Genomic DNA, 19,308 nt, shown 5'->3' with positions numbered 1-19,308 from the left:
GATCGCAACCGGGGTACGGCGATGGTGCCGGGCGTGAGCCTGAAGTGGCGGTCGTTCTTCGGACGACCGAGGATCGCAACGTCCCCCCGGCGAGCCAGGCGGCGGCGATGAGTTCGGGTGGCGGTCAGCCTTCGGGGCGACCGAGGATCGCAACGCCTACTCCGCGCACACGTGGGGAACGGGGTCCGGGTGGCGGTCGCCCTTCGGGGTGTCCGAGGATCGCAACGGAATGACGTCGATGCCGACGCCGCCGATCGAGATGTGGCGGTCGCTCTTCGGGACGACCGAGGATCGCAACATGACCGACAACGGCCACCGCATGTCTCGGCAGGCAGGTGGCGGTCGCCCTCTGGGACGACTGAGGATCGCAACGCGGCTTCCGCTGCCTAATCCCAATACCAGTGACTTTGGGCTGTTTGGGTCGTTGGGTGTGGTGTGCCAAGGCCAGGACAGACGAAGTCGTCGGCGGGTGGGCGGTTCTCGGATCGGATCGCGATCGGGGTGTTGACGCGGGCGTTTCCGCCGGAGTTGGTCGATGAGGTGGTGGCGGGGTGCGGGCGGACCGAGCAGCGGAGCCGGTTGCTGCCGGCGCGGGTGGTGGTCTACTTCGTGCTGGCGATGTGTCTGTTCTCCGGTCAGGGCTATGAGGAGGTCGCGCGGCTGTTGACGTGGGGTTTGGACCGGTTGGGGCGGTGGGAGCGGGGCTGGCGGGTGCTCACGACGGCGGCGATCGCGCGGGCCCGGGCCCGGTTGGGGCCCGAGCCGTTGGAGGTGTTGTTCGCGCGGGTGTGCCGTCCGGTGGCGGGGCCGGACACGCCCGGGGCGTGGTACCGGGACTGGCGGCTGGTCGCCGTCGACGGCACGACGTTCGACGTGCCCGACACCGCCGCGAACGCGGGGTTCTTCGGGCGTCCGGGGGCCGCCGGCAGCGATACGGGCGGTGCGTTCCCGCAGGCCGGTGTCGCTGTTGCGGCTGAGTGCGGCACGCACGCGGTGTTCGCCGTGCAGTGCGGTCCGCTGGGCGTGCACGAGACGGAGCTGGCGAGGGGGCTGTTCGACGGGCTGGGCCCGGGGATGCTGGTGCTGGCCGACCGCGGGTTCGTCGGGTTCGACCTGTGGCGGGCCGCCGCGGGCACGGGCGCGGACCTGGTGTGGCGGGTCAAGAACAGTGCTGTGCTGCCGGCGGTCCAGGCGCTGCCGGACGGCTCGTACCTGTCGCAGATCGTTGCCGCGCGGGACAAGAACCGTCGCGCGGACCCGGCCCGGGTCCGCGTCATCGAATACACCCTGCCTGGCGGTGACACCGTCTACCGGCTGATCACCACCATCCTCGACCACCAGGCCGCGCCCGCACCGGAGTTGGCCGCGCTCTACCACGAGCGGTGGGAGGTCGAGACAGCCCTGGACGAGATCAAGACCCACCAGGGCGGCCCCGGCCTCGTCCTGCGCTCCCAACACCCCGACGGGGTCCGGCAGGAGATCTGGGGCATGTTCCTCGTCCACTACGCAGTCCGCGACCTCATCCACCAGGCCGCCGCCCCCGCCGGACGCGACCCGGACCGGGTCTCCTTCACCCGCACCCTGCGGGTCGTGCGCCGCCAGGTCACCGACCAGGCGGCGTTTTCCCCCCGGCAGACTCACCCGGGCACTGGCCAGGACCCTGCGCGAGATCACCGAACGCCCGCTCCCCCCACGCCGGTTGCGTGCCAACCCCAGGGTCGTCAAACGCAAGATGTCCAACTGGAAACTCAAACGCGCTCGGCACCACAACCCACCACACCCACAACCACCCACCCCAACCCTCGTCAGCCCGACCAAGACAGCCCCAAAACCTAGGAAGACCATCTAAATCAGCGGTATTGTGCCTAATCCGTACTCGACGCCGCCGTAGCGGTCGCCTTCCGGAACGGCCGAGGACCGCGAGAGTTTGGCGCCGCAGCCAGCGCACAGGTGCTGTGGGGCGCGCGTCTCCTCCGGGGCGACGTGTGACCGCTTCGGAGGCTCTTCTGGTGTGCCCGCGGTGTGCCCGGACGGGATGGAACACGGGCGCACCGGGGAGCACTTGCCGTCCGAGATTGGGTTGTGATCTGGACGAAATGGGACGCCGGATCACGTGGGAGGACCAGGGCGGAGCGATCATGCTCGACTGAAAATCGGAAGGTCGGCGGTTCGACCCCGCCCCTGGCCACTTCTGAAAGACGTGAAGTATCCGCGCCTGTGTGTGGATCAGCCCCGAAGCCGAGTGAACTTGGCGGCGGGGCTTCTTTGTTGTTCGGCGGGGCGGGGCCGGGGCCCGGGTGGGGCTGCGTGTGGGGGGCGGTCGCGTCGTGGGGGTGAGGGGGCGGCGGGTCGGGGCGGGGGCGTGTCCGCGGGGGCGGATGGTGTCGGGGGCGCCTGGGGAAAGGTGGGGTTTGGCTGGGGGTTTGGGGGTTGTGCGGGCCACCCCATAGCGGTTACGGGGCGGGAACCCGGCCTCGTGTGTGGGGGATCACCATGGGGGTGCCGGTGCGGGGGTCGGGGGTGATGTCGCAGGGGAGGCCGAAGACGTCGAGGACGAGGTCGGCGGTCATCACGTCGTCGGGCGGCCCCTCGGCGACGACGCGGCCGGACTTCATGACGACGAGGTTGGTCGCGAAGCGGGCGGCCTGGTTGAGGTCGTGGAGGACGGCGGCGATGGTGCGGCCCTCGGCGTTCAACTCCGCGCACAGTTCCAGGACTTCGTACTGGTGGGCGATGTCGAGGTAGGTGGTCGGCTCGTCGAGCAGGATCACCGGGGTCTCCTGGGCGAGCACCATCGCGATCCACGCGCGCCGGTTCTGGCCGCCGGACAGGTCGCCGACCTGCGCGTCGGCCAGGTCGGTGAGTGCGGTGCGGTCCAGGGCGAAGGCGGTCATGCGGTCGTCGTCAGGGGACCACTGCCGCAGCAGCGTGTGGTGCGGATGGCGTCCGCGCCGTACCAGACTCCGCACGCTGACGCCTTCCGGCGTGATCGGGCTCTGCGGCAACAGCGCGACGTTGCGCGCGAATTCGCGGGGCCGGTACGTCCGCACGTCCTTGCCGCCGAGGGTGATCGCGCCGCCGATCGGCTTGAGCACGCGCGCGAACGACTTGAGCAGCGTCGACTTCCCGCACCCGTTCGGCCCGATGATCACCGTCAGGCCGCCGACCGGGATGTCGAGGTCGACGTTCTCCACGACGGGCTTCCTGCCGTACGAGAGGGTGACGCCGCGGGCACTGAGCCCCGCGGGTCCGGGGGTGGGTTCGGCGGTCACAGGCGTCCGCTCCTCCATTCGCGGGTCAGCAGGTAGCCGAGGTACGCGCCGCCGAAGGCGAGGGTGTAGATGCCGACGGGCAGCGGTTCGACATAGGGCAGTTGCTGGGCGGCCAGGTCGGCGACGCTCAGCAGCAGCGCCCCCATCAGCGCGGAGAGCACCAGATGAGGACCCGAGCCGCGCACCACGCGGCGGGCGATCTGCGGCGCGGTCAGCGCGATGAACGCGATCGGGCCGGACACGGTGACGGCGCCCGCGGAGAGCACGATGGCCAGGATGACGGCGAAGGTCCGCGTGCGTTCGGGGCTGCCGCCGAGGGCCCGGGCGACCTCGTCGCCCATCTCCCCGACGTCCAGGTGGCGGGACAGAAGCGCGGCCGGAACGATCACGACGAGCAGGACCAGCCCGATGGTGGTCGCGTCGTCCCAGGACCGGGCCGCGACGCTGCCGTTGACGTACGAGGTCAGCGCGCTCGACTTGTCGCGTTCGACCCGGTAGACGACGTACTGCGTGATCGCCGTGCCGATCGCGGCGACGCCGATCCCCGCGACGACCAGGCGCCCGGGGTCGCGGAAGCCGGTTCCGGTCGCCAGGTGGACGATGGCCATCGCACCGGTCGCGCCGAGAAGGGCGCCCACCCACACCGGCGTGCCGCCGGGCTCGAACAGCGCGAAGATCGCCGCGCCCGCCCCCGCGCCGCTGCTGAGGCCGATCACGTCCGGACTCGCCAGCGGATTGCGGGTGGCGGTCTGGAAGAGCGCGCCGGACAGGCCGAACGCCGCGCCCGCGCCCAGGCACACCACGAGCCGCGGCCCGCGCAGCCGTTCGAGGACGAACTTCTCCTTCCCGTCCGCGTCGCCGAAGAGCGCCGGGAGGAGGTCGCGCACGGGGATGCCGAGCCGGCCCATGGTCAGCGTCGCGACGGCCACCGCGGCGGTCAGCACGAGGATGACGACCGCTGCGGCCACGGTCGCCCCGCGCACCGGCAGCGCGACGGCGCGGCCGATCCGCAGGTAGCCGCGCGGGGCGCGGATCTTGTCGGGAGCGGTCATGCCGTCCCCCGCATCCGGCGCACCGCGAACAGCAGGGCGGGGGCTCCCACGAATGCCGTGACCACGCCCACCATCAGTTCCTCGGGGCGCAGCAGGACGCGCCCGATCACGTCCGCGAGCAGCATGAGCGTGGGGCCGAGCAGGACCGCGAAGCCGATCTGGAGGCGGAAGTCCGGCCCCACGAGGGCGCGGACGATGTGGGGAACTCCCAGGCCCACAAAGGCGATCGGGCCCACCGCGGCGGTGGCGGCGGCACTCACGACGGTCGCCGTCGCGAGCCCGCACGCGCGCAGCACCGCCGGGTTGGCGCCGAGCGAGGTGGCGGACTCGTCGCCCAGCGCGAGCGTGTTGAGCCCGGGCGCGAGCAGCACCGCCGCGCACAGCCCGGCCGCGGCGAACGGCACGACCGACCAGAAGACGTCCCAGCCGCGCCCGCCGAGCGCGCCGACGACCCAGTAGCGGTAGCTGTCGAAGACCTTGGGCTTGCTGAGCGCGACCGCCTGGATGTACGCGTTGAGCACCGCCGCCAGAACGGCGCCGGCCAGCACGAGGCGCACCGGACTGGAGCCCGCCCCGCCGCCGCCCAGCACGTGCACGAATACGCCGGTGAGCAGCGCCCCGGGCATCGCCCACCACAGCGTCGCCCAGCTGCCGGTGGCGCCCGCGAACGCGGTACCGGTGACGATGCCGGCCGCCGCGCCCGCGTTGATGCCGAGGATCCCGGGCTCCGCGAGCGGGTTGCGGGTCACCCCCTGCATGAGCGTGCCGGCGACCGCGAGGCACGCACCGGTCAGGACGCCGAGGGCGGTACGCGGGTACCGGCTCTCGACGACGGTCGTCAGGTACGGGTCGCCGTCACCCGTCAGCACGTCCACGACATCGCCGAAGGACGTCGTCTTGCTGCCGAACATGACGCTGGCGAACAGCGCGGCCACCAGCAGCGCGAGGCATCCGGCGAGCAACGCGAGAATCCGACCGGTGCCGACACGCGAGGTGTCGGCGCCGGTCGGGCGCACGCGACTGGCGGTGGTCATCCGGGCTTCCCGTGCGGCTACTTGCCGGCCTTGGCGACCGCCGCGTCGATCAGCGGGAGGTAGCGTTCGATGGCCCACGGCACGGTGAGCGGGTTGATCATCGACGACGCGGTGACGAACGGGTTGTCGTCGCTCGCGACGACCGCGCCGTTCTTGACGGCCCGGATCGAGGCGTACAGCGGCTGCGCCTCGATCTCACGGCGGGTCTTGTCATCGCTGTAGAACGTGAAGATGACGTCGCTGGCGGCGAGTTTGTCGGCGTTCTCCAGGCCGATCAGCGCCGAGTCGGTCCCTTCCGTCTCCGGGAAGGTGTTGACGACGGGGTCGACCGTGAGGCCGAGCGCCGACACCACCGCGGCGCGCTGCTCCTCAGGCTTGAAGACGCCGAGGGTGCCGGGGCCGTTCGTGTAGATGTACGAGAACGTGACGTTCTTGTAGGCGGGCCGGCTGCTCGCGGCGTCGGCGAACTGCTTCTTGATGCCGTCGATCAGCTCCTGGCCCTTGGCGGGCTGCCCGAGGGCCTGGCTGATGATCCCGATCTGCTCGTCCCAGTTCGTGCTCCAGGCCTTCTCCGGGTACGCGACCGTGGGCGCGATGTCCTTGAGCAGGTTGTACTGGTCCTGGGTGATGCCCGACCACGGCGCGAGGATGACGTCCGGGTCGAGCTCGACGATCGCCTCGATGTCGAGCTCTTCACCGCCCGTGAACTGCTCGGGCAGCTTGCCGCCGGACTGGGTGACCGCTTCGTGCACCCACGGCAGGTAGCCGGTGCTGTCGCTGCCCCACTCGTACTTCTCGATGCCGACCGGTATCCGGCCCAGCGCGATCGCCGTCTCGGTCGACCCCTGGCCGAGCGTGACGACGCGCTCGGGCTCCTTGGTGATCGTCGCCTCGCCGAGCGCGCTCTTGATCGTGACGGGGTACGCGCCGGGCGCGGCGGCCGGGGCGGCCGGCGACTCCGTCCCGGAGGAACTGTCGTCGTTCTTCGATCCGCAGGCACCCAGCGTGAGCGCGAGCACGGCGGTCGCGACCGATGCCGTGAACCGGCGCCGGGTCACGCTCGTGAACTGAACAGGCATCGGCAACCCCTTCTCCCGACAGGGTCGGGAAGGAGCCCTCCGCACCACAGGGCACGGAAGGCGTCATGCGGCCCAAACGGGCCTTGGTAAGGGGAGCCTAAGCTAAGTGTTCCGGCCGCCCGCATGCGGCCCCTGATACGGCGCTTCCCGTACTCCGGCCGACGCCGACCGGCCGACGTCGGTCACACCCCGTCACCTCGCGGCGGGCCCGCGCCGCCCCGCCGAACTACCGTCCGGAACCCGCGCGTTCCCCCCGTACCGAAACCCCGGCCGAAATCCGCGCCGACCCCGCGCCGCGAGACCCCCGGACGACGGGCTCAGAGTTTGCGGGCCACGAGCGCGTACGCGGAGACGAGCGCCGGGTCGGGGAATTCCGTCGTCGAGGCGTCGGGGCGCCAGTGGGGCAGGATTTCGACGCCGGGGTCGACGATCTCCCAGCCGTCGGGGACGAGGGCGGCGAATTCCGCGCGGGACCGGACCTGGCCCGGGATACCCGATTCCCGGTAGGTGTTGACGATGCTCTCCCAGCTGACCGGGTCGAAGTCGCCGGTGACATGGGAGAGTCCGAGGTGGCTGCCGGAGGGCAGGCGCTCGGTGAGCCGGGCCAGGATCTCGGTGGGCTTGTGGTCGTCCGGCAGGAAGTGCAGGAGCGCGAGCATCAGCACCGCCACCGGCCGGTTCACGTCGAGTGTCGTGCCGAGCGTGGGGTGGTCGAGGATCGACTCCGGGGTGTGGACGTCCGCGTCGATGTACGCGGTGGCCCCGGACGCGCCCGACGTCAGCAGCGCGCGGGCGTGGGCGAGCACGATCGGGTCGTTGTCGACGTAGACGACGCGCGATTCCGGCGCGACCGCCTGGGCCGCGTCGTGGGTGTTGCGCCCCTCGATCGGTATGCCGGTGCCGATGTCCAGGAACTGCGTGATCCCCTGGCCCGCCAGCAGCCGTACGAGCCGCATCAGGAACGCGCGGTTCTCGCGCGCGGAGACGCGGAGCGAGGGGAAGGCGGCGAGCACCCGCTCGGCGGCGGCGCGGTCGGCGGGGAAGTTGGTCTTGCCACCGAGGTAGTAGTCGTACATGCGTGCGCTGTGCGCGCGTGACGTGTCGATCTCCGGTGGCGTCCAGCCCTCGACGAGGGCGTTCTGCTCCGGTGTGCGGTCGAATGCGGAACCTGACATCGGCTGCCCCGTTCGTCGGCAGCGCGTCGGGCTCGTGTCGGGCTCAGGCCTGCGACGCGCGTCCTGGGTGGATCGTTCGCCGGTCATCGTAATGGCAGACGGCGTCGGTCCGAACGGCGGTTCACGGCCGGTGGCGTGCGGGCGGCGCGCCCCGGAGTCCGGGGCTCCGGGGCGCGCACGACGGCTCAGCTTTCGAGAGCGGCCGGGTCCATGTAGACCAGCTCCCAGTGGTGGCCGTCCGGGTCGAGGAAGGAGCGGCCGTACATGAAGCCCATGTCCATCGGTTCCTGTGCCTTGCGGCCCCCGGAGGAGAGCGCGGTCTCGGTGAGGCGGTCGGCCTCCTCGCGGCTTTCCGCGCTCAGGGCGATGATGGCCCCGGCGGTGGCGTGGGTGTCCGCGACCGGCCGGGTGCTGAACTGCCCGAACTTCTCCTCGGTGAGCAGCATGACGACGATCGTGTCGCTGATCTCGAAGCTGGCCGTGGTCTCGTCGCTGAACTGCGTGTTCTGCGTGTAGCCGAGAGCCTTGTAGAACGCCTTGGACGCGTCGAGGTCCTTCACCGGAAGGTTGACGAAGATCATTTTGGCCATGGTCGCGGTCCTTTGCTGTCCGGTCGGGGGCTGCGGGGAACGGGGCGCTTCGGTGCCCTCGTGTCCCGCCGCCGTGCCGTGTTCAAACGTTCAAAGGGGTCGACCGGCGGGCCTCCGGAAACTCATCGCCGCGACGGCCGCCGACACCGCGTGATCCGGGTCACAGCGCCAGGTCGAGGGCGAAGCAGTCCAGCTCCACCCCCTCGTACGCGGGGTGGTACGGCGGAATCCGCCGGTAGCCGAGCTTCTCGTACAGCGCGATCGCCGCGGTGCGCTGCGGCAGGACGTCCAGGATGCAGCGCGCCGCCCCCGCCGCGTGGGCGCGTTGGTGCAGCACGCGCATGAGCGAGCGGGCGACCCGCGCGCCGCGCGCCTCGGGGACCACGTAGAGCCGCTTGACCTCGATGTCGGGCCCGAGGAAGTGGAATCCGACGCCGCCCGCGACCCGGCCGTCGAGCCGGGCGACGAGGTAGCCGCCGGGGGCGGCGTAGTAGGCCGCGGGGTCGTCGTAGTCGGCCCGGAAGTAGTCGGGCAGGTCGTCGGGGGAGTCCCAGGTCGGCTGTCCCTGTTCGGCCGCGGTCGCGTTGTAGTAGGCGAAGAGCAACTGCCGGGCGGCGGCGGTGTCGTCGGAGATGGTCAGCACGGGCGACGTGGTCATGCCGAGGACTCTACGAAGTCGGCGAACTCGCGTGCCGCCGGGGCCAGTGCCTGCCACCGCCGCGCCGCCCAGCCGACCGTGAGCGGCGGCAGCCCGGTGATGGGGATGAGCCGCAGCGGGCCGTCGGCGGCCCGGGACGGGTCGGGCAGATCGGGCACCACGGCGTGGCCGAGCCCGAGTTCGGCCAGCAGTTTGGCGGTGTCCCAGTCGGCGACGCCGGTGGTGGCGGGCGGGCGTATGCCGTGCGCGGCGAGGTGCGTGTCGAGCCGCACCCGGGACGTCGACGTCTCGGGCAGCCGGATGTGGTGGATGCCGGCGAGATCGCCGAGCCTCAGTTCGGCGCGTTCGGCGAGCGGGTCGCCGCGCCGCACCGCGAGCATCCACCGCAGCGCCGCGACCGGGCGCTGCTCGATGCCGCGCACCGGGTCGCCGATGGTCACCCAGGCGAGGTCGGCGCCGCCGGCCTCGACCGCGGCGAGGCACGTGCGGCTGGAGCTTTCGGTCTGGAACTCCAGCGACGTGTGGGGGTGGCGGCGCCGGAACTCCAGGATCGCGCCGGTCATGAAGTGCCGTACGGTCGTGGCCCCCGTCGCGATGCGGACCGTGCCGCCGCGGCCGTCGCGCAGATCCCGCAGCCGGCGCAGTGCCAGGTCGAGCCCGGCCAGGCCCTCCGCGGCGGCGGCGTGGAGGATACGGCCGGCCTCGGTGGGGGCCACACCGCGCGGCAGGCGTTCGAGCAGGTCGAGCCCGGTCTCCCGCTCCAGCCGCCGGACGTGTTGGCTGACCGCGGACTGCGTGCACGCGAGTTCGCGCGCGACCGCGGTGAGGTTGCCGTGCCGGCAGACCGCGACGAAGGTGCGCAGGTCGTCGAGCGTCATGCGGGGTGCGCGGTGCGTGGATGGCGTCATCCGCCCACCCTGACCCAGGGAATCCCTGGGGTCAATGCCAGGAAATCCTAGGATTGACTTGGGTATTGCCGGGGCGGGACGCTGTGCGGGGAGGGCCGGTCCCCGCGGGGCGGCAACCTCGCGCGGCGTCGACACCGCGCAGGGTGCCGACCCCTCCGACTCCCTGTGCCCTCGTCGGTCTTCCCGACTCTCCCGCCCCGACGGAATTGGCTGGTGAACCGATGGTGGTCACGGCGGATGCGGTCACGCTGCTGCGCGAGCTGGGTGCCGAGGACATCGGCCATCCCGGCGGCACGCTGTTCGACCATCTGGTGCGCGTGCACGACCTGGTGACCGAGTGGGGCGCGGAAACGCCGCTGCGGCTCGCCGGGCTCTGCCACGCCTTCTACGGCACCGACGGCTTCCCGGTCGCGCTGTACGGCCTCGACCGCCGCGCCGAACTCGCCGCGGCCATCGGCGCGGAGGCGGAGCGCCTGGTGTACTTCTACGCCAGTTGCGACCGCCGCGCGTCCTACCCGGAAATCCCGTACGAGGCCGGCGAGTTCGTCGACCGTTTCACCGGTGCGCGGGTACGGCCGGAGCCCCGGCTGCGCCGCGCGTTCGCCGAGCTGACCGTCGCCAACGAACTCGACATCGTGGCCGCCACCCCGCTGTTCGACGAGTTCGAACGCGCGGCGCTGCACGACCGGTTCGTACGGTGGAGCGCGCTGCTCAGCCCGGCCGCGAACGCCGAGGTCGAACGCGTCCTCGGCTGACCTCCCGAACGACCCGTTTCAATATCAACATCCTTGCCAGAATCGGTTTCTGACGTGACGTCAGACACCTTCTCAACTAGTCTCGAGCCTCCGCACGTACATTCCCCGTGTACGGGCGCAGCCGCCATTGGCGACCTCGTCGGACAGGCGATTAGGGAGGCTCCAGGTGGAGTTCGGCATCTTCCTGAACGGTTACATCCCCGGCCCCGCTGCGCACGACCGTGCGTCCGAGCACCTGGCGCTCCGGCGCGAGATGGAGCTGGCGGTCAAGGCCGACAAGCACAACTGGAAGTACCTCTGGTTCGGCGAGCACCACGCGCTGACCGAGTACAGCCACATGTCCGCGCCCGAGGTCGTCATGGGCTACGTCGCCGCCAAGACCGAGCGCATCCACTTGTGCACCGGCATCAACAGCCTCTCGCCCCGCAAGGAACACCCGGTCCGGTACGCCGAGCGCGCGGCGATGCTCGACCACGTCACCGAGGGCCGCTTCGAGTGGGGCACCGGCCGCGGCGCGGGCAGCCACGAGGTCGCGTCGTTCAACATCATGGACACCAACTCGACCAAGGCCGAGTGGGACGAGGTCGCCCGCGAGATCGTACGGATGTGGGAGCAGTACGACTACTCCTTCCACGGCGAGCACTTCACCGTGCCGACCCCGCACAACATCCTGCCCAAGCCCTACGGCCACTCCCACCCGCCGATCTGGATGGCGTGCGGCAACCCCGGCTCGTTCGCCAAGGCCGGCTCGCTGGGCATCGGCGCGATCGCGTTCAACTTCGAGCCGATCTACAACCTCAAGGGCCGCATCGAGGCCTACAAGGAAGCCGCCGAGAACCCCGTCGAGATCCTGGGCGACTACCAGAACAACAACGTGATGATGACCAACGCGGTCATCTGCCTCGGCGACCGCCGGCGCGCCCGCGAGATCGCCATCTCCAAGGGCCGCGGCTACCTGGTCACGATGGTGAACCTCTACCACGACACGATGCCGAAGTCCGCCGACGCCATCACGTGGCCCGAGCCGCCGTTCGACCTGTCGCAGGGCGGCGACGAGTTCCTCGACTTCGCGATCGAGGCCGGCCTCATGCTGGTCGGCACGCCGGAGGAGGTGTGCGAGCAGATCGAGGCCTACCGCGAGGTCGGCACCGACCAGCTCGTCTTCGGCATCAACGACGGCATGTCGCACGAGGAGAACCTGGAGATGCTGGAGCTGTTCGGCGACCAGGTCATCCCCGAGTTCGACACCAGCCCCGAGCACTCCACGGCCGTCTACCGGCGGGGCGCGCAAGGCCCCAAGTACCCGCCGTTCAACGGCCCGGTCGACCCCGAGCTGAGGCACACCGTGCTGCCCGAGAGCGCGATCATCGGCGTGGACGGCCGCCGCGCCACCTGACCGGTGCCACCGTTCCCCGGGCGGCGGGAACCGGTGAACCTTTCCGGCCACGGCACCGGCGTCGGCGGGTGAGGCGGTGGCGTACGACATCCTGTACGCGGGTGCGCACGGCGCGTACGCGTACAGGAGGAGATGTATGGCGATCACGGAGGGGCTCGACGGGGTACGGCGCGAGCTGGACAGGCTGGACCGCAAGGTCGTCGACCTGTTCGAGCCGGGGCTGCCGCCCGAGGCGGTGCGCTCACGGCTCGATGCCGCGCCGGACGAGCTGATCGCTTGGTTCGGCTGGGCGGACGGCACGCACGCCGAGGAGGACCAGACCGTCGACGACGCGTCGTTCATCCCCGGCTACGTGCTGGTCAGCCTGGACGAGGCGCTGGAGTTCCGGGACGCGGTGGAGGTGGAGGCGGACGGCGACACCTACTGGCTGCCGCTGCTGGTGTCGCCCGCCGGGGACTTCTACGCGGTGGCGTGGACCGCCCACGAGGGCATCGTCCAGGTCTGGAGCTACGTCGACGGCGCGCCGGACCAGACCGACTACCCCGACATGGAGCGCATGCTGCGCACGTTCGTGGAGAGCTACCGCACCGGCGCGTTCGAGGTGGACGACGAGGGCTACCTCGACATGCACCCGGAGCTCGCGGAGCGCGTCTACGACGCGATCAACCGCGCCTGAGCGCCCGCGGACCGGCTTTCGCAGGTGAGAGCGCCGGATCTGCTAAGATGTGAAGGCCTTCGGCGTGCCCGGACGTAGGATCCATGATCGGGCCCGGAGGACCAGACCTCGCGTACGACGGGCCCCGCCACCAGACCGGGGCCCGTCGCCGTGCCCGGCCCCGCGGAGCACTACCGTGTGCCGGTGCCCCTACGCTCCCCCCGGTGGATCCGGGTCATCGCCGGCGGCGCGGCGCTCGCCCTGGCCGCCGGATGCTCGCTCCTCGACGGCTCCGACGACGCGGGCGGGAAAAGCGGCTCCCCGGTGGCGCCGGTCGCCTCCGCCGGCGCGCCGACGCCCGGCGCACCGAGCCCCACCGCCCCGCCCCGGCCGCCCGCCGTCCCCGGCACCGTGACCATCGCGTTCGGGGGCGACGTGCACTTCTCCGAACGCACCGAGGCGCGGCTCGCGGCCGGCCCGGAGACCGCGCTCGGGCCCCTCCACGAGACGTTCGCGCGCGCCGACTTCGCGATGGTGAACCTGGAGTCGGCGATCACCGAGCGGGGCACGGCCGAGGAGAAGCTGTACCACTTCCGGACCCCCGCCTCGTCCCTCGACGCGCTCGCGGCGTCCGGCGTGGACGTGGTCGGCATGGCCAACAACCACGCCGTCGACTACGGCCCGGTCGGGCTCCAGGACTCGCTGGAAGCCGCCCGCACGTCCGCGCTCCCCGTCATCGGGATCGGCACCGACACCGCCGCCGCGTTCCGGCCGTGGATCGCCGAGGCGAACGGCGTCAAGGTCGCGTTCGTCGCCGCGAGCCAGGTCCAGGACCTCACCAACGCGAAGTACGCCGCCGGTCCCCGCAAGCCCGGCATCGCGTCGGCCCTGACCGCCACGCGCCTGGTCCAGGCGGTCAAGGAGGCCAAGGCCGCCGCCGATGTCGTCGTGGTCTACATGCACTGGGGCATCGAGGGCCAGAAGTGCCCGTCGGCCGAGCAGAAGACCCTCGCCCAAAAGCTCGCGGACGCCGGCGCGGCGGCCGTCGTCGGCACCCACGCCCACGTCATGCAGGGCGCGGGCATGCTCGGCAAGACGTACGTGGGCTACGGCTTCGGGAACTTCCTGTGGTACGGGACCTCCCCCTACCCCGACTCCGACGACACCGGCGTGACCACCCTGACCATCACCCACGGCAAGGTCGTCGGCGAGGAGTTCACCCCGGCGTTCATCGACGGGCGCGGCGTCCCCGTGCCGCAGACCGGTGCCGAGGCCGAGCGCATCACCCGGCGGCGGGATTCCCTGCGGCCCTGCACCGGGCTGACCGCGCCGCCCGCCTGAGCGGCGGCGCGGCGCGCGGCGCCGGGTCAGCCCATCGCGGGGGTCGCGGGCGCCACGTACATGAAGCTCTTCTCCTCCGTGCGCGACCTGATGCGCCACGCGCCGTCGACGCGGACGAACGTGTCCAGGTACCACAGGCCGCACATCATCAGGCTCTGCCGACCGTCGTCGCCGGGCAGCAGCATCGGGTTGTGGCACATCGTGCGGGCGGTCGCGGTGTCGCCGTCCACGGTGACCGACGAGTTGGCGACGAGGTGCTGGAAGGCCGTGAACATCGGCATCACGTCGGCGAGGAACTTCTTCGTCGCCGTGAGGTCCCCGGCCGAACCGCCCACCGCCGAGTAGTCGATGTGGGCGTCCGCGGTGAACACGTCGTCGAGCAGATCCCATTGCCGGGTGTCGACCGCGTGCGAATAGCGGACCAGCAGGTCCTGGATCTCCAAGCGGTCGGAGATCTCCTGCAGCGAGAGCATCGTTCCTCCGGAGTGCGCGCGTCGCCCGTCCGGCGAGCGCGGATCGGCCCGCCGCCCGCGTTATGTCACCGGTGTTCGGCGCAACAAGCAAGAGCCACGGGCGAACGGCACGGCCCCTGAGCCGCCGCGACCCGCCGCCCGGAAGGTTTCGCCCCCCGCCCAGGGGGCACCTGCGTGCGGATTCCGGTCCGGCCGACGAGGGAGTTGCGGTGACACCGGTGGCGTCAGGGGCGCGGTGGGCACGAGGTCGCAGGGCGGTCGCGGTGTGCGCGGTCGTCCTCGCACTGGCGTGCGGCGGTGTGGCGTGCAGCGACGACGGGGGCGGCGACAACCGCGGCAGTACGGCCGTCGGCACCCCCTCCGCCCCGTCCGTGCCGGGCATCGCCGCGGTCGAGCCCCCCGGCCCCGCGCGCGACCTGGAGGACGCGTACCACAAGGTCGTGGTCAACGTCCTGCCGTCGGTCGTGCAGATCACCACCGACGACGGGCTCGGGTCGGGCATCGTCTACGACAACGCCGGCAACATCGTCACCAACGCGCACGTGGTCGGCAGCGCGACGCAGTTCCAGGTGACGCTCGCGACCGGCGCGCAGCCCGTCAGCGCCCACCTCGTCGCGGCGTACCCGCCCAACGACGTCGCGGTGATCCGGCTCGACAATCCGCCGTCCGACCTGCGCCCCGCGAGCTGGGGCGACTCGTCGGCGCTGGACGTCGGCACGATCGTGCTGGCGATGGGCAACCCCCTCGGCCTGTCCGGCAGCGTCAGCGAGGGCATCGTGTCGGCACTGGGCCGCACGCAGAGCGAATCCGCCGACGGCGGCGGATCGTCCGCCGTGACCATCCCGAACCTGATCCAGACCACCGCGGCCATCAACCCCGGCAACAGCGGCGGCGCCCTCGTCGACCTGAACGGCAGTGTGGTCGGCATCCCGACCCTCGCGGCGGCCAGCGGCCCCAACACCCCGGCGCCCGGCATCGGCTTCGCGATCCCGTCCAACACCGCCAAGAACCTCGCCGACCAGATGATCCGGGACGGCCGCGTCACCGACTCCAACCGCGCGGCACTCGGCATCACCGCGACCACCGTGGTCGGCCGACAGGGCGGCACCCAGGGCGTCGGCGTCGTCACCGTGAACCCGGACAGCGGCGCGGCGCATGCCGGAATCCAGCCGGGCGACGTCATCACCGCCGTCAACGGCACCCCGACCCCGACGCAGTCCGCACTCTCCGAACTGCTCGCGGGCCTCAAACCGGGCGACGTCGCCAAGGTCGACCTCCTGCGCGCCGACGGAAGCACCGCGACGGTCGACGTCACACTCGGCGAACTGCCCTGAACGGTTCCGGTTCAGCCACAACCGAACCGAGCAAACAGCCGCAACTCCCCTGAATACCACCGCAAAGCCGCACCGCGTGGTCTTGACGGTACGGGCAACGGCGCGGCACCTTCCCGTGCATGACGTTCCCTCAGCAACCCGGGCAGCAGACTCCGGGCCCGTGGCCGCTGCACGGTCCGCCATCGTCCGATTGGCGGCCCCCGCCGATGGCTCCCGCCGGTTCGCCGCCGAGCGCACCGGCCACGCCGCCCCCGCCCGCCGAACTCCCGCGCGCGTCGCGGTTCCTGCGCCTGGTGGCGCGGATGGCCGACTACGTGCTGGCGACCGCGCTGGTGATCCCGTTCTGGTTCCTCGCGTACAACTACCTTCAGGGCAAGGCCGCCGACCTCCAGAACACCACGTTCCACAAGGTGTTCTGGTCCCTGCTGCGCGGTGACGCCGACAAGGCCCAGCGCGCGCCGCTGGAGGCGGTCGACGGGCTGTGGGACAAGACCAAGCTGATCCTGCTCCTGCTGGTCCTCGCGCACCTGCTGCTGCCGACGCTCTACGACTGGCTGATGCACGCGTTCTTCGGGCGCACCCTCGGCAAGATGATGCTCGGCATGAAGGTGGTTCCGCAGACCGGCGGTTCCAGCCGCCTCGGGCTCGCCCGGTCGGGACGCCGCACGTTCGTCGCGGTGTTCGTGCCGTGGGCCGCCCTCATGCTCATGTGGTACGAACTCATCCTGCGGCAATGGACGTTCGCCGTGGTCTGCGGCGTCGTCAGCCTCGTCGGCTTCTTCGATCCGCTCGCCGTGCTCGGCCGCCGCCGCCGGGCGTGGCACGACCGCGCCGCCGGGACCACCGTGGTCAACGTCAAGCCGCTCGCCCGGGCCGCCGAGCTGGGGCGCGGTGCGGGAAGCGCGGCCCGGCAGGCGGGTTCGGCGCTCCCGGGGCAGGTGTCGCGGCTCGGCACCACGGCGTCCGAGCAGGCGCGCAACGCCCGCGAGCGGCTGCGCAGGCGGCGCGACTGACGCCGCGGGTACCGCGCCGGCGCCCGGTCGGTGCGGTACCGCTCAGTCCTCGACGGTGATGGCCTGCGTCGGGCAGACGCGGGCGGCCTCGCGGACCCGCTCGTGCAGCTCCTCCGCGGGGTTCTCGTCGAGGATGTACAGGAAGTTGTCGTCCCGCACCTCGAACACCTCGGGCGCCTCGGCCATGCACAGCGCGTTGCTCTTGCACTTGTCGAAGTCGACGTTGATCTTCATGCGTTCCTCCGGTCGTCCGGCGGGCAGCGGTCGCTGCGACCGGTCGGTGGTGATCGGCCTCCGCACACCTATCACGCGCCCGTGCCGGTAAGGCCAGCCTTCGTCCGCCGGTTCACCTCGTCGGGGGACGCCGGTTGACGGAGCCTCAGGCGGGATTGCCGTGCGCCCGAGGCCAATTGCCGCGCCGTCAGGAGTGAGAGGATGCCTCGGACGAGGAGGCGGGCGCTCGGGGCCCTCTCCGGTGAAACAGCGTGCGGAGGCGGCATGGCAGCCGAGGCCGGTACGGGCATACGCCCCCTCGGAGACGCGGATCCGCGGGCGGTCGGGACCTATCGGCTCACCGGACGCCTCGGATCCGGCGGCATGGGCTCGGTGTTCGCCGGCCTCGACCAGTTCGACCGGCGCGTGGCCATCAAGATCGTCCACGCGCAGTTCTCCGACGACCGCGAGTTCCGGGCCCGGTTCACGCGCGAGGTGGCGCTGCTGCGGCGTGTGCGCGGCACCTGTACGACACCGGTGCTCGACGCCGACGTCGACGCCCCCCAACCGTGGTTCGCGTGCGAGTACGTGCCCGGCCCGACCCTCGCCGAGCGCGTCGACCGGAACGGCCCGATGTCCGGCGACGAACTCTTCGCACTGGCCGCGGGGCTCGCCGAAGCCCTCGTCGCGCTCCACGGCGTCGGCATCGTGCACCGCGACCTGAAACCGCAGAACGTCGTCTGCTCGCCGGCCGGGCCGCGCGTCCTCGACCTCGGCATCGCCCGGTCGATGGAGGACAGCGGGCTCACCCGCACCGGCATGATGATCGGCTCGCCCGCGTGGATGAGCCCCGAGCGGTTCCGCGGGCACAACAGCACGCCGGCCGCGGACGTGTACGCGTGGGCGATGATGGTGGCGTACGCGTCCACCGGCGTCATCCCGTTCGGCACCGGCGCCCCCGAGGTCGTCGCGATGCGCGTGCTCGCGGAGGAAGCCGACATCTCCGGTGTGCCGCACCCGCTGCGCGGCATCGTCGAGCGCGCCGCGGACAAGGACCCGCTGTGCCGCCCGTCCGCCCACGAACTCCTCGGCCAGGTCACCTCGGCGTGGCGCGGCGCGCTGGGGGCGGCGCAGGCCCCCGCGCTCGACCCGGTCTCCGACGCGACGTCGCTCATCCACCTGCACTGGAAGGACCCGGCCGCGGGGGGAGGCGCGACGGCCGACCCGGGGGCGGCGGACGCGCACACGGTCGCCGCGCCGCGGCCGGCGTTCGGCGGCGTGCCGGGCGGCGTACCGGGAACACCGCACGGCCACGGCGGGCCGCCGGGATACGGGGAAGCGCCCGCGAACCCGTACGCGCCCGGTCCGCAGGCGGTGCCGCCGTACGCGTCGGCGGCCGAGACGCAGACCCTGCCGCCGGTCTCCGTCCCGCCGCCGCCGTACGGGGGCGGCCCGGCCGCGGGCCCCGCACCGGACGCGTACGCGGCTCCGGGGACGTACGGCACCGAGGCCTACCACCAGGCGGGCCCGGCCGCGCCGCACTGGCCGGGCCACGACCCGAACGACCAGGCCGACACGGTGGTCGGCGGCATCCCGCCGGTGTCCGAGCCGTACGGGTCGGCCCCGCCCCCGCCGGGCCCCGGCCGCCGCAGGGCCGAGCGGGCGGCGGAACCGCCGCGCCGCGACGGACGCGTCGGGAAGCCGCTGATGGCCGTCGTCGCGGCGGTCGCGGTCATCGCGGTCGCGGTGGTCGTCGTGCTCGCGACGCGCGGGGGCGACGGCACGAAGGACGACCCGGTCGCGCAGCCCCCGAGCACGGCGCCGGACACGCCGCCCAAGGGCACGGTCCAGGGCCCCGGGGTGTACGACCTGCGCCACATCAAGCTCGACATCCCCGCCGGGTGGGAGGCCCGGCCCATGGACGACACGTCGGTGTGCATCACCCCGCTCGAACTCTCCGCCGAGGAGCGCGCCGACTGCCTGCGCGGCGGCCTGCGCGTCTGGGCGGGCGCCGACCTGGACCGCAAGACCGTGTTCGAGAACGTGAACGGCTGGACGCTGGGCACCCCGGCCACGTCGTGCCCCGGCGAGGCCGGCACGGGCGGCAAGCCGACCGGGAAGACCACCGGCCGGACCTTCTCGAAGGTCGGCGAACTGACGTACGAATACGCGCTCTACACCGTCAAGTGCGCGGACGGCCGGAAGATCGAGCCGCAGGTGTGGTGGCTGCCGATGTCGAAGATCTCGTTCAGCACCGCGGCGCTGCCGAGGACGTACGACCCGGTGGTCCAGAAGATCATGTCGACGGCGGACCGCTCGGCGTACCGCTCGTCGTGAGCGTGCGCCGGTCCGCGTGCGGG

18 protein-coding genes, 1 tRNA gene and 1 pseudogene are annotated in these 19,308 nt (G+C 71.9%); 9 read left to right on the top strand and 11 right to left on the bottom strand.

Annotation, left to right across the window (positions count from 1 at the left end):
- Positions 1-156: 156 nt before the first annotated feature.
- Complete coding sequence (locus LO772_RS16190) at positions 157-300, bottom strand: hypothetical protein (protein WP_231779106.1); 144 nt, start codon at positions 298-300, stop codon at positions 157-159.
- Positions 301-435: 135 nt separating this feature from the next.
- On the opposite strand from LO772_RS16190, the pseudogene LO772_RS16185 reads away from it, so the two are divergent.
- A pseudogene (locus LO772_RS16185) lies at positions 436-1,629 on the top strand (IS4 family transposase); the annotation flags it as partial.
- Between the two features lie 491 nt (positions 1,630-2,120).
- Positions 2,121-2,188, top strand: a tRNA-Ser gene (locus LO772_RS16180).
- 265 nt (positions 2,189-2,453) lie between these two features.
- Here the strand turns inward: LO772_RS16180 and LO772_RS16175 are convergent.
- The 8 genes from LO772_RS16175 to LO772_RS16140 form a co-directional block, all read right to left on the bottom strand.
- The gene (locus LO772_RS16175; RefSeq protein WP_443089426.1) at positions 2,454-3,290 is read right to left on the bottom strand and encodes an ABC transporter ATP-binding protein; all 837 of its coding nucleotides are present in this window, start codon (positions 3,288-3,290) and stop codon (positions 2,454-2,456) included.
- Positions 3,269-4,324: a FecCD family ABC transporter permease gene (locus LO772_RS16170; RefSeq protein WP_231779104.1), complete on the bottom strand. Its 1,056-nt coding sequence runs from the start codon at positions 4,322-4,324 to the stop codon at positions 3,269-3,271. Before LO772_RS16170 ends, LO772_RS16175 begins: the two co-directional genes overlap by 22 nt.
- A complete protein-coding gene (locus tag LO772_RS16165; RefSeq protein ID WP_231779103.1) occupies positions 4,321-5,358 on the bottom strand; it encodes a FecCD family ABC transporter permease in 1,038 nt (345 codons plus the stop codon). Before LO772_RS16165 ends, LO772_RS16170 begins: the two co-directional genes overlap by 4 nt.
- Before the next feature lie 17 nt (positions 5,359-5,375).
- Positions 5,376-6,437 carry an iron-siderophore ABC transporter substrate-binding protein gene (locus LO772_RS16160; RefSeq protein ID WP_231779102.1) on the bottom strand — a complete coding sequence of 354 codons (1,062 nt, stop codon included), beginning with the start codon at positions 6,435-6,437 and terminating at the stop codon, positions 5,376-5,378.
- 317 nt (positions 6,438-6,754) lie between these two features.
- Positions 6,755-7,612, bottom strand: a complete 858-nt coding sequence (locus tag LO772_RS16155; protein WP_231779101.1) for an SAM-dependent methyltransferase — start codon at positions 7,610-7,612, stop codon at positions 6,755-6,757.
- Positions 7,613-7,797: 185 nt separating this feature from the next.
- Positions 7,798-8,202: a VOC family protein gene (locus LO772_RS16150; RefSeq protein ID WP_231779100.1), complete on the bottom strand. Its 405-nt coding sequence runs from the start codon at positions 8,200-8,202 to the stop codon at positions 7,798-7,800.
- A gap of 160 nt (positions 8,203-8,362) precedes the next feature.
- The gene (locus tag LO772_RS16145; RefSeq protein WP_231779099.1) at positions 8,363-8,860 is read right to left on the bottom strand and encodes a GNAT family N-acetyltransferase; all 498 of its coding nucleotides are present in this window, start codon (positions 8,858-8,860) and stop codon (positions 8,363-8,365) included.
- A complete protein-coding gene (locus LO772_RS16140) occupies positions 8,857-9,738 on the bottom strand; it encodes a LysR family transcriptional regulator (RefSeq protein ID WP_231779586.1) in 882 nt (293 codons plus the stop codon). The genes LO772_RS16145 and LO772_RS16140 overlap by 4 nt, the downstream gene beginning before the upstream one ends.
- Positions 9,739-9,989: 251 nt before the next feature.
- Here LO772_RS16140 and LO772_RS16135 point away from each other — a divergent pair, with 251 nt between their 5' ends.
- The 4 genes from LO772_RS16135 (at position 9,990) to LO772_RS16120 (ending at position 13,915) form a co-directional block, all read left to right on the top strand.
- Complete coding sequence (locus LO772_RS16135; protein ID WP_231779098.1) at positions 9,990-10,523, top strand: DUF6817 domain-containing protein; 534 nt, start codon at positions 9,990-9,992, stop codon at positions 10,521-10,523.
- Positions 10,524-10,689: 166 nt separating this feature from the next.
- Positions 10,690-11,919 carry an LLM class flavin-dependent oxidoreductase gene (locus tag LO772_RS16130; RefSeq protein ID WP_231779097.1) on the top strand — a complete coding sequence of 410 codons (1,230 nt, stop codon included), beginning with the start codon at positions 10,690-10,692 and terminating at the stop codon, positions 11,917-11,919.
- 136 nt (positions 11,920-12,055) lie between these two features.
- Entirely contained in the window at positions 12,056-12,595 is a 540-nt protein-coding gene (locus LO772_RS16125) for a hypothetical protein (protein WP_231779096.1), read from the top strand.
- A gap of 183 nt (positions 12,596-12,778) precedes the next feature.
- Entirely contained in the window at positions 12,779-13,915 is a 1,137-nt protein-coding gene (locus tag LO772_RS16120) for a CapA family protein (RefSeq protein ID WP_231779095.1), read from the top strand.
- 26 nt (positions 13,916-13,941) lie between these two features.
- Here LO772_RS16120 and LO772_RS16115 read toward each other — a convergent pair whose 3' ends face one another.
- The gene (locus LO772_RS16115; RefSeq protein ID WP_231779094.1) at positions 13,942-14,388 is read right to left on the bottom strand and encodes a nuclear transport factor 2 family protein; all 447 of its coding nucleotides are present in this window, start codon (positions 14,386-14,388) and stop codon (positions 13,942-13,944) included.
- 209 nt (positions 14,389-14,597) lie between these two features.
- Here LO772_RS16115 and LO772_RS16110 point away from each other — a divergent pair, with 209 nt between their 5' ends.
- Both LO772_RS16110 and LO772_RS16105 read left to right on the top strand, forming a co-directional pair.
- Entirely contained in the window at positions 14,598-15,722 is a 1,125-nt protein-coding gene (locus LO772_RS16110; protein ID WP_231779093.1) for a S1C family serine protease, read from the top strand.
- A gap of 119 nt (positions 15,723-15,841) precedes the next feature.
- Positions 15,842-16,735, top strand: coding sequence for an RDD family protein (locus LO772_RS16105; protein ID WP_231779092.1), 894 nt, complete (start codon positions 15,842-15,844; stop codon positions 16,733-16,735).
- 42 nt (positions 16,736-16,777) lie between these two features.
- On the opposite strand, the gene LO772_RS16100 is transcribed toward LO772_RS16105, so the two are convergent.
- The gene (locus LO772_RS16100; RefSeq protein WP_231779091.1) at positions 16,778-16,969 is read right to left on the bottom strand and encodes a ferredoxin; all 192 of its coding nucleotides are present in this window, start codon (positions 16,967-16,969) and stop codon (positions 16,778-16,780) included.
- A 264-nt stretch (positions 16,970-17,233) separates the two neighbouring features.
- Between LO772_RS16100 and LO772_RS16095 the strand changes: the two genes are divergently transcribed.
- The gene (locus LO772_RS16095; RefSeq protein ID WP_231779090.1) at positions 17,234-19,285 is read left to right on the top strand and encodes a serine/threonine-protein kinase; all 2,052 of its coding nucleotides are present in this window, start codon (positions 17,234-17,236) and stop codon (positions 19,283-19,285) included.
- Positions 19,286-19,308 lie beyond the last annotated feature (23 nt).

This window comes from Yinghuangia sp. ASG 101 (assembly GCF_021165735.1).
In the GTDB taxonomy this organism is placed as follows: Bacteria; Actinomycetota; Actinomycetes; order Streptomycetales; family Streptomycetaceae; genus Yinghuangia.
The sequence above is the reverse complement of the archived record's forward strand: the minus strand, read 5'-3'. Positions and strand labels throughout refer to the sequence as shown.

What these genes read in the sequence shown, in the direction of transcription:
- LO772_RS16190 (WP_231779106.1), bottom strand. Translation starts at nt 300, where the DNA reads ATGTTGCGATCCTCGGTCGTCCCGAAGAGCGACCGCCACATCTCGATC.
- LO772_RS16175 (WP_443089426.1), bottom strand. Translation starts at nt 3,290, where the DNA reads ATGGAGGAGCGGACGCCTGTGACCGCCGAACCCACCCCCGGACCCGCG.
- LO772_RS16170 (WP_231779104.1), bottom strand. Translation starts at nt 4,324, where the DNA reads ATGACCGCTCCCGACAAGATCCGCGCCCCGCGCGGCTACCTGCGGATC.
- LO772_RS16165 (WP_231779103.1), bottom strand. Translation starts at nt 5,358, where the DNA reads ATGACCACCGCCAGTCGCGTGCGCCCGACCGGCGCCGACACCTCGCGT.
- LO772_RS16160 (WP_231779102.1), bottom strand. Translation starts at nt 6,437, where the DNA reads ATGCCTGTTCAGTTCACGAGCGTGACCCGGCGCCGGTTCACGGCATCG.
- LO772_RS16155 (WP_231779101.1), bottom strand. Translation starts at nt 7,612, where the DNA reads ATGTCAGGTTCCGCATTCGACCGCACACCGGAGCAGAACGCCCTCGTC.
- LO772_RS16150 (WP_231779100.1), bottom strand. Translation starts at nt 8,202, where the DNA reads ATGGCCAAAATGATCTTCGTCAACCTTCCGGTGAAGGACCTCGACGCG.
- LO772_RS16145 (WP_231779099.1), bottom strand. Translation starts at nt 8,860, where the DNA reads ATGACCACGTCGCCCGTGCTGACCATCTCCGACGACACCGCCGCCGCC.
- LO772_RS16140 (WP_231779586.1), bottom strand. Translation starts at nt 9,738, where the DNA reads ATGACGCTCGACGACCTGCGCACCTTCGTCGCGGTCTGCCGGCACGGC.
- LO772_RS16135 (WP_231779098.1), top strand. Translation starts at nt 9,990, where the DNA reads ATGGTGGTCACGGCGGATGCGGTCACGCTGCTGCGCGAGCTGGGTGCC.
- LO772_RS16125 (WP_231779096.1), top strand. Translation starts at nt 12,056, where the DNA reads ATGGCGATCACGGAGGGGCTCGACGGGGTACGGCGCGAGCTGGACAGG.
- LO772_RS16115 (WP_231779094.1), bottom strand. Translation starts at nt 14,388, where the DNA reads ATGCTCTCGCTGCAGGAGATCTCCGACCGCTTGGAGATCCAGGACCTG.
- LO772_RS16105 (WP_231779092.1), top strand. Translation starts at nt 15,842, where the DNA reads ATGACGTTCCCTCAGCAACCCGGGCAGCAGACTCCGGGCCCGTGGCCG.
- LO772_RS16100 (WP_231779091.1), bottom strand. Translation starts at nt 16,969, where the DNA reads ATGAAGATCAACGTCGACTTCGACAAGTGCAAGAGCAACGCGCTGTGC.
- LO772_RS16095 (WP_231779090.1), top strand. Translation starts at nt 17,234, where the DNA reads ATGGCAGCCGAGGCCGGTACGGGCATACGCCCCCTCGGAGACGCGGAT.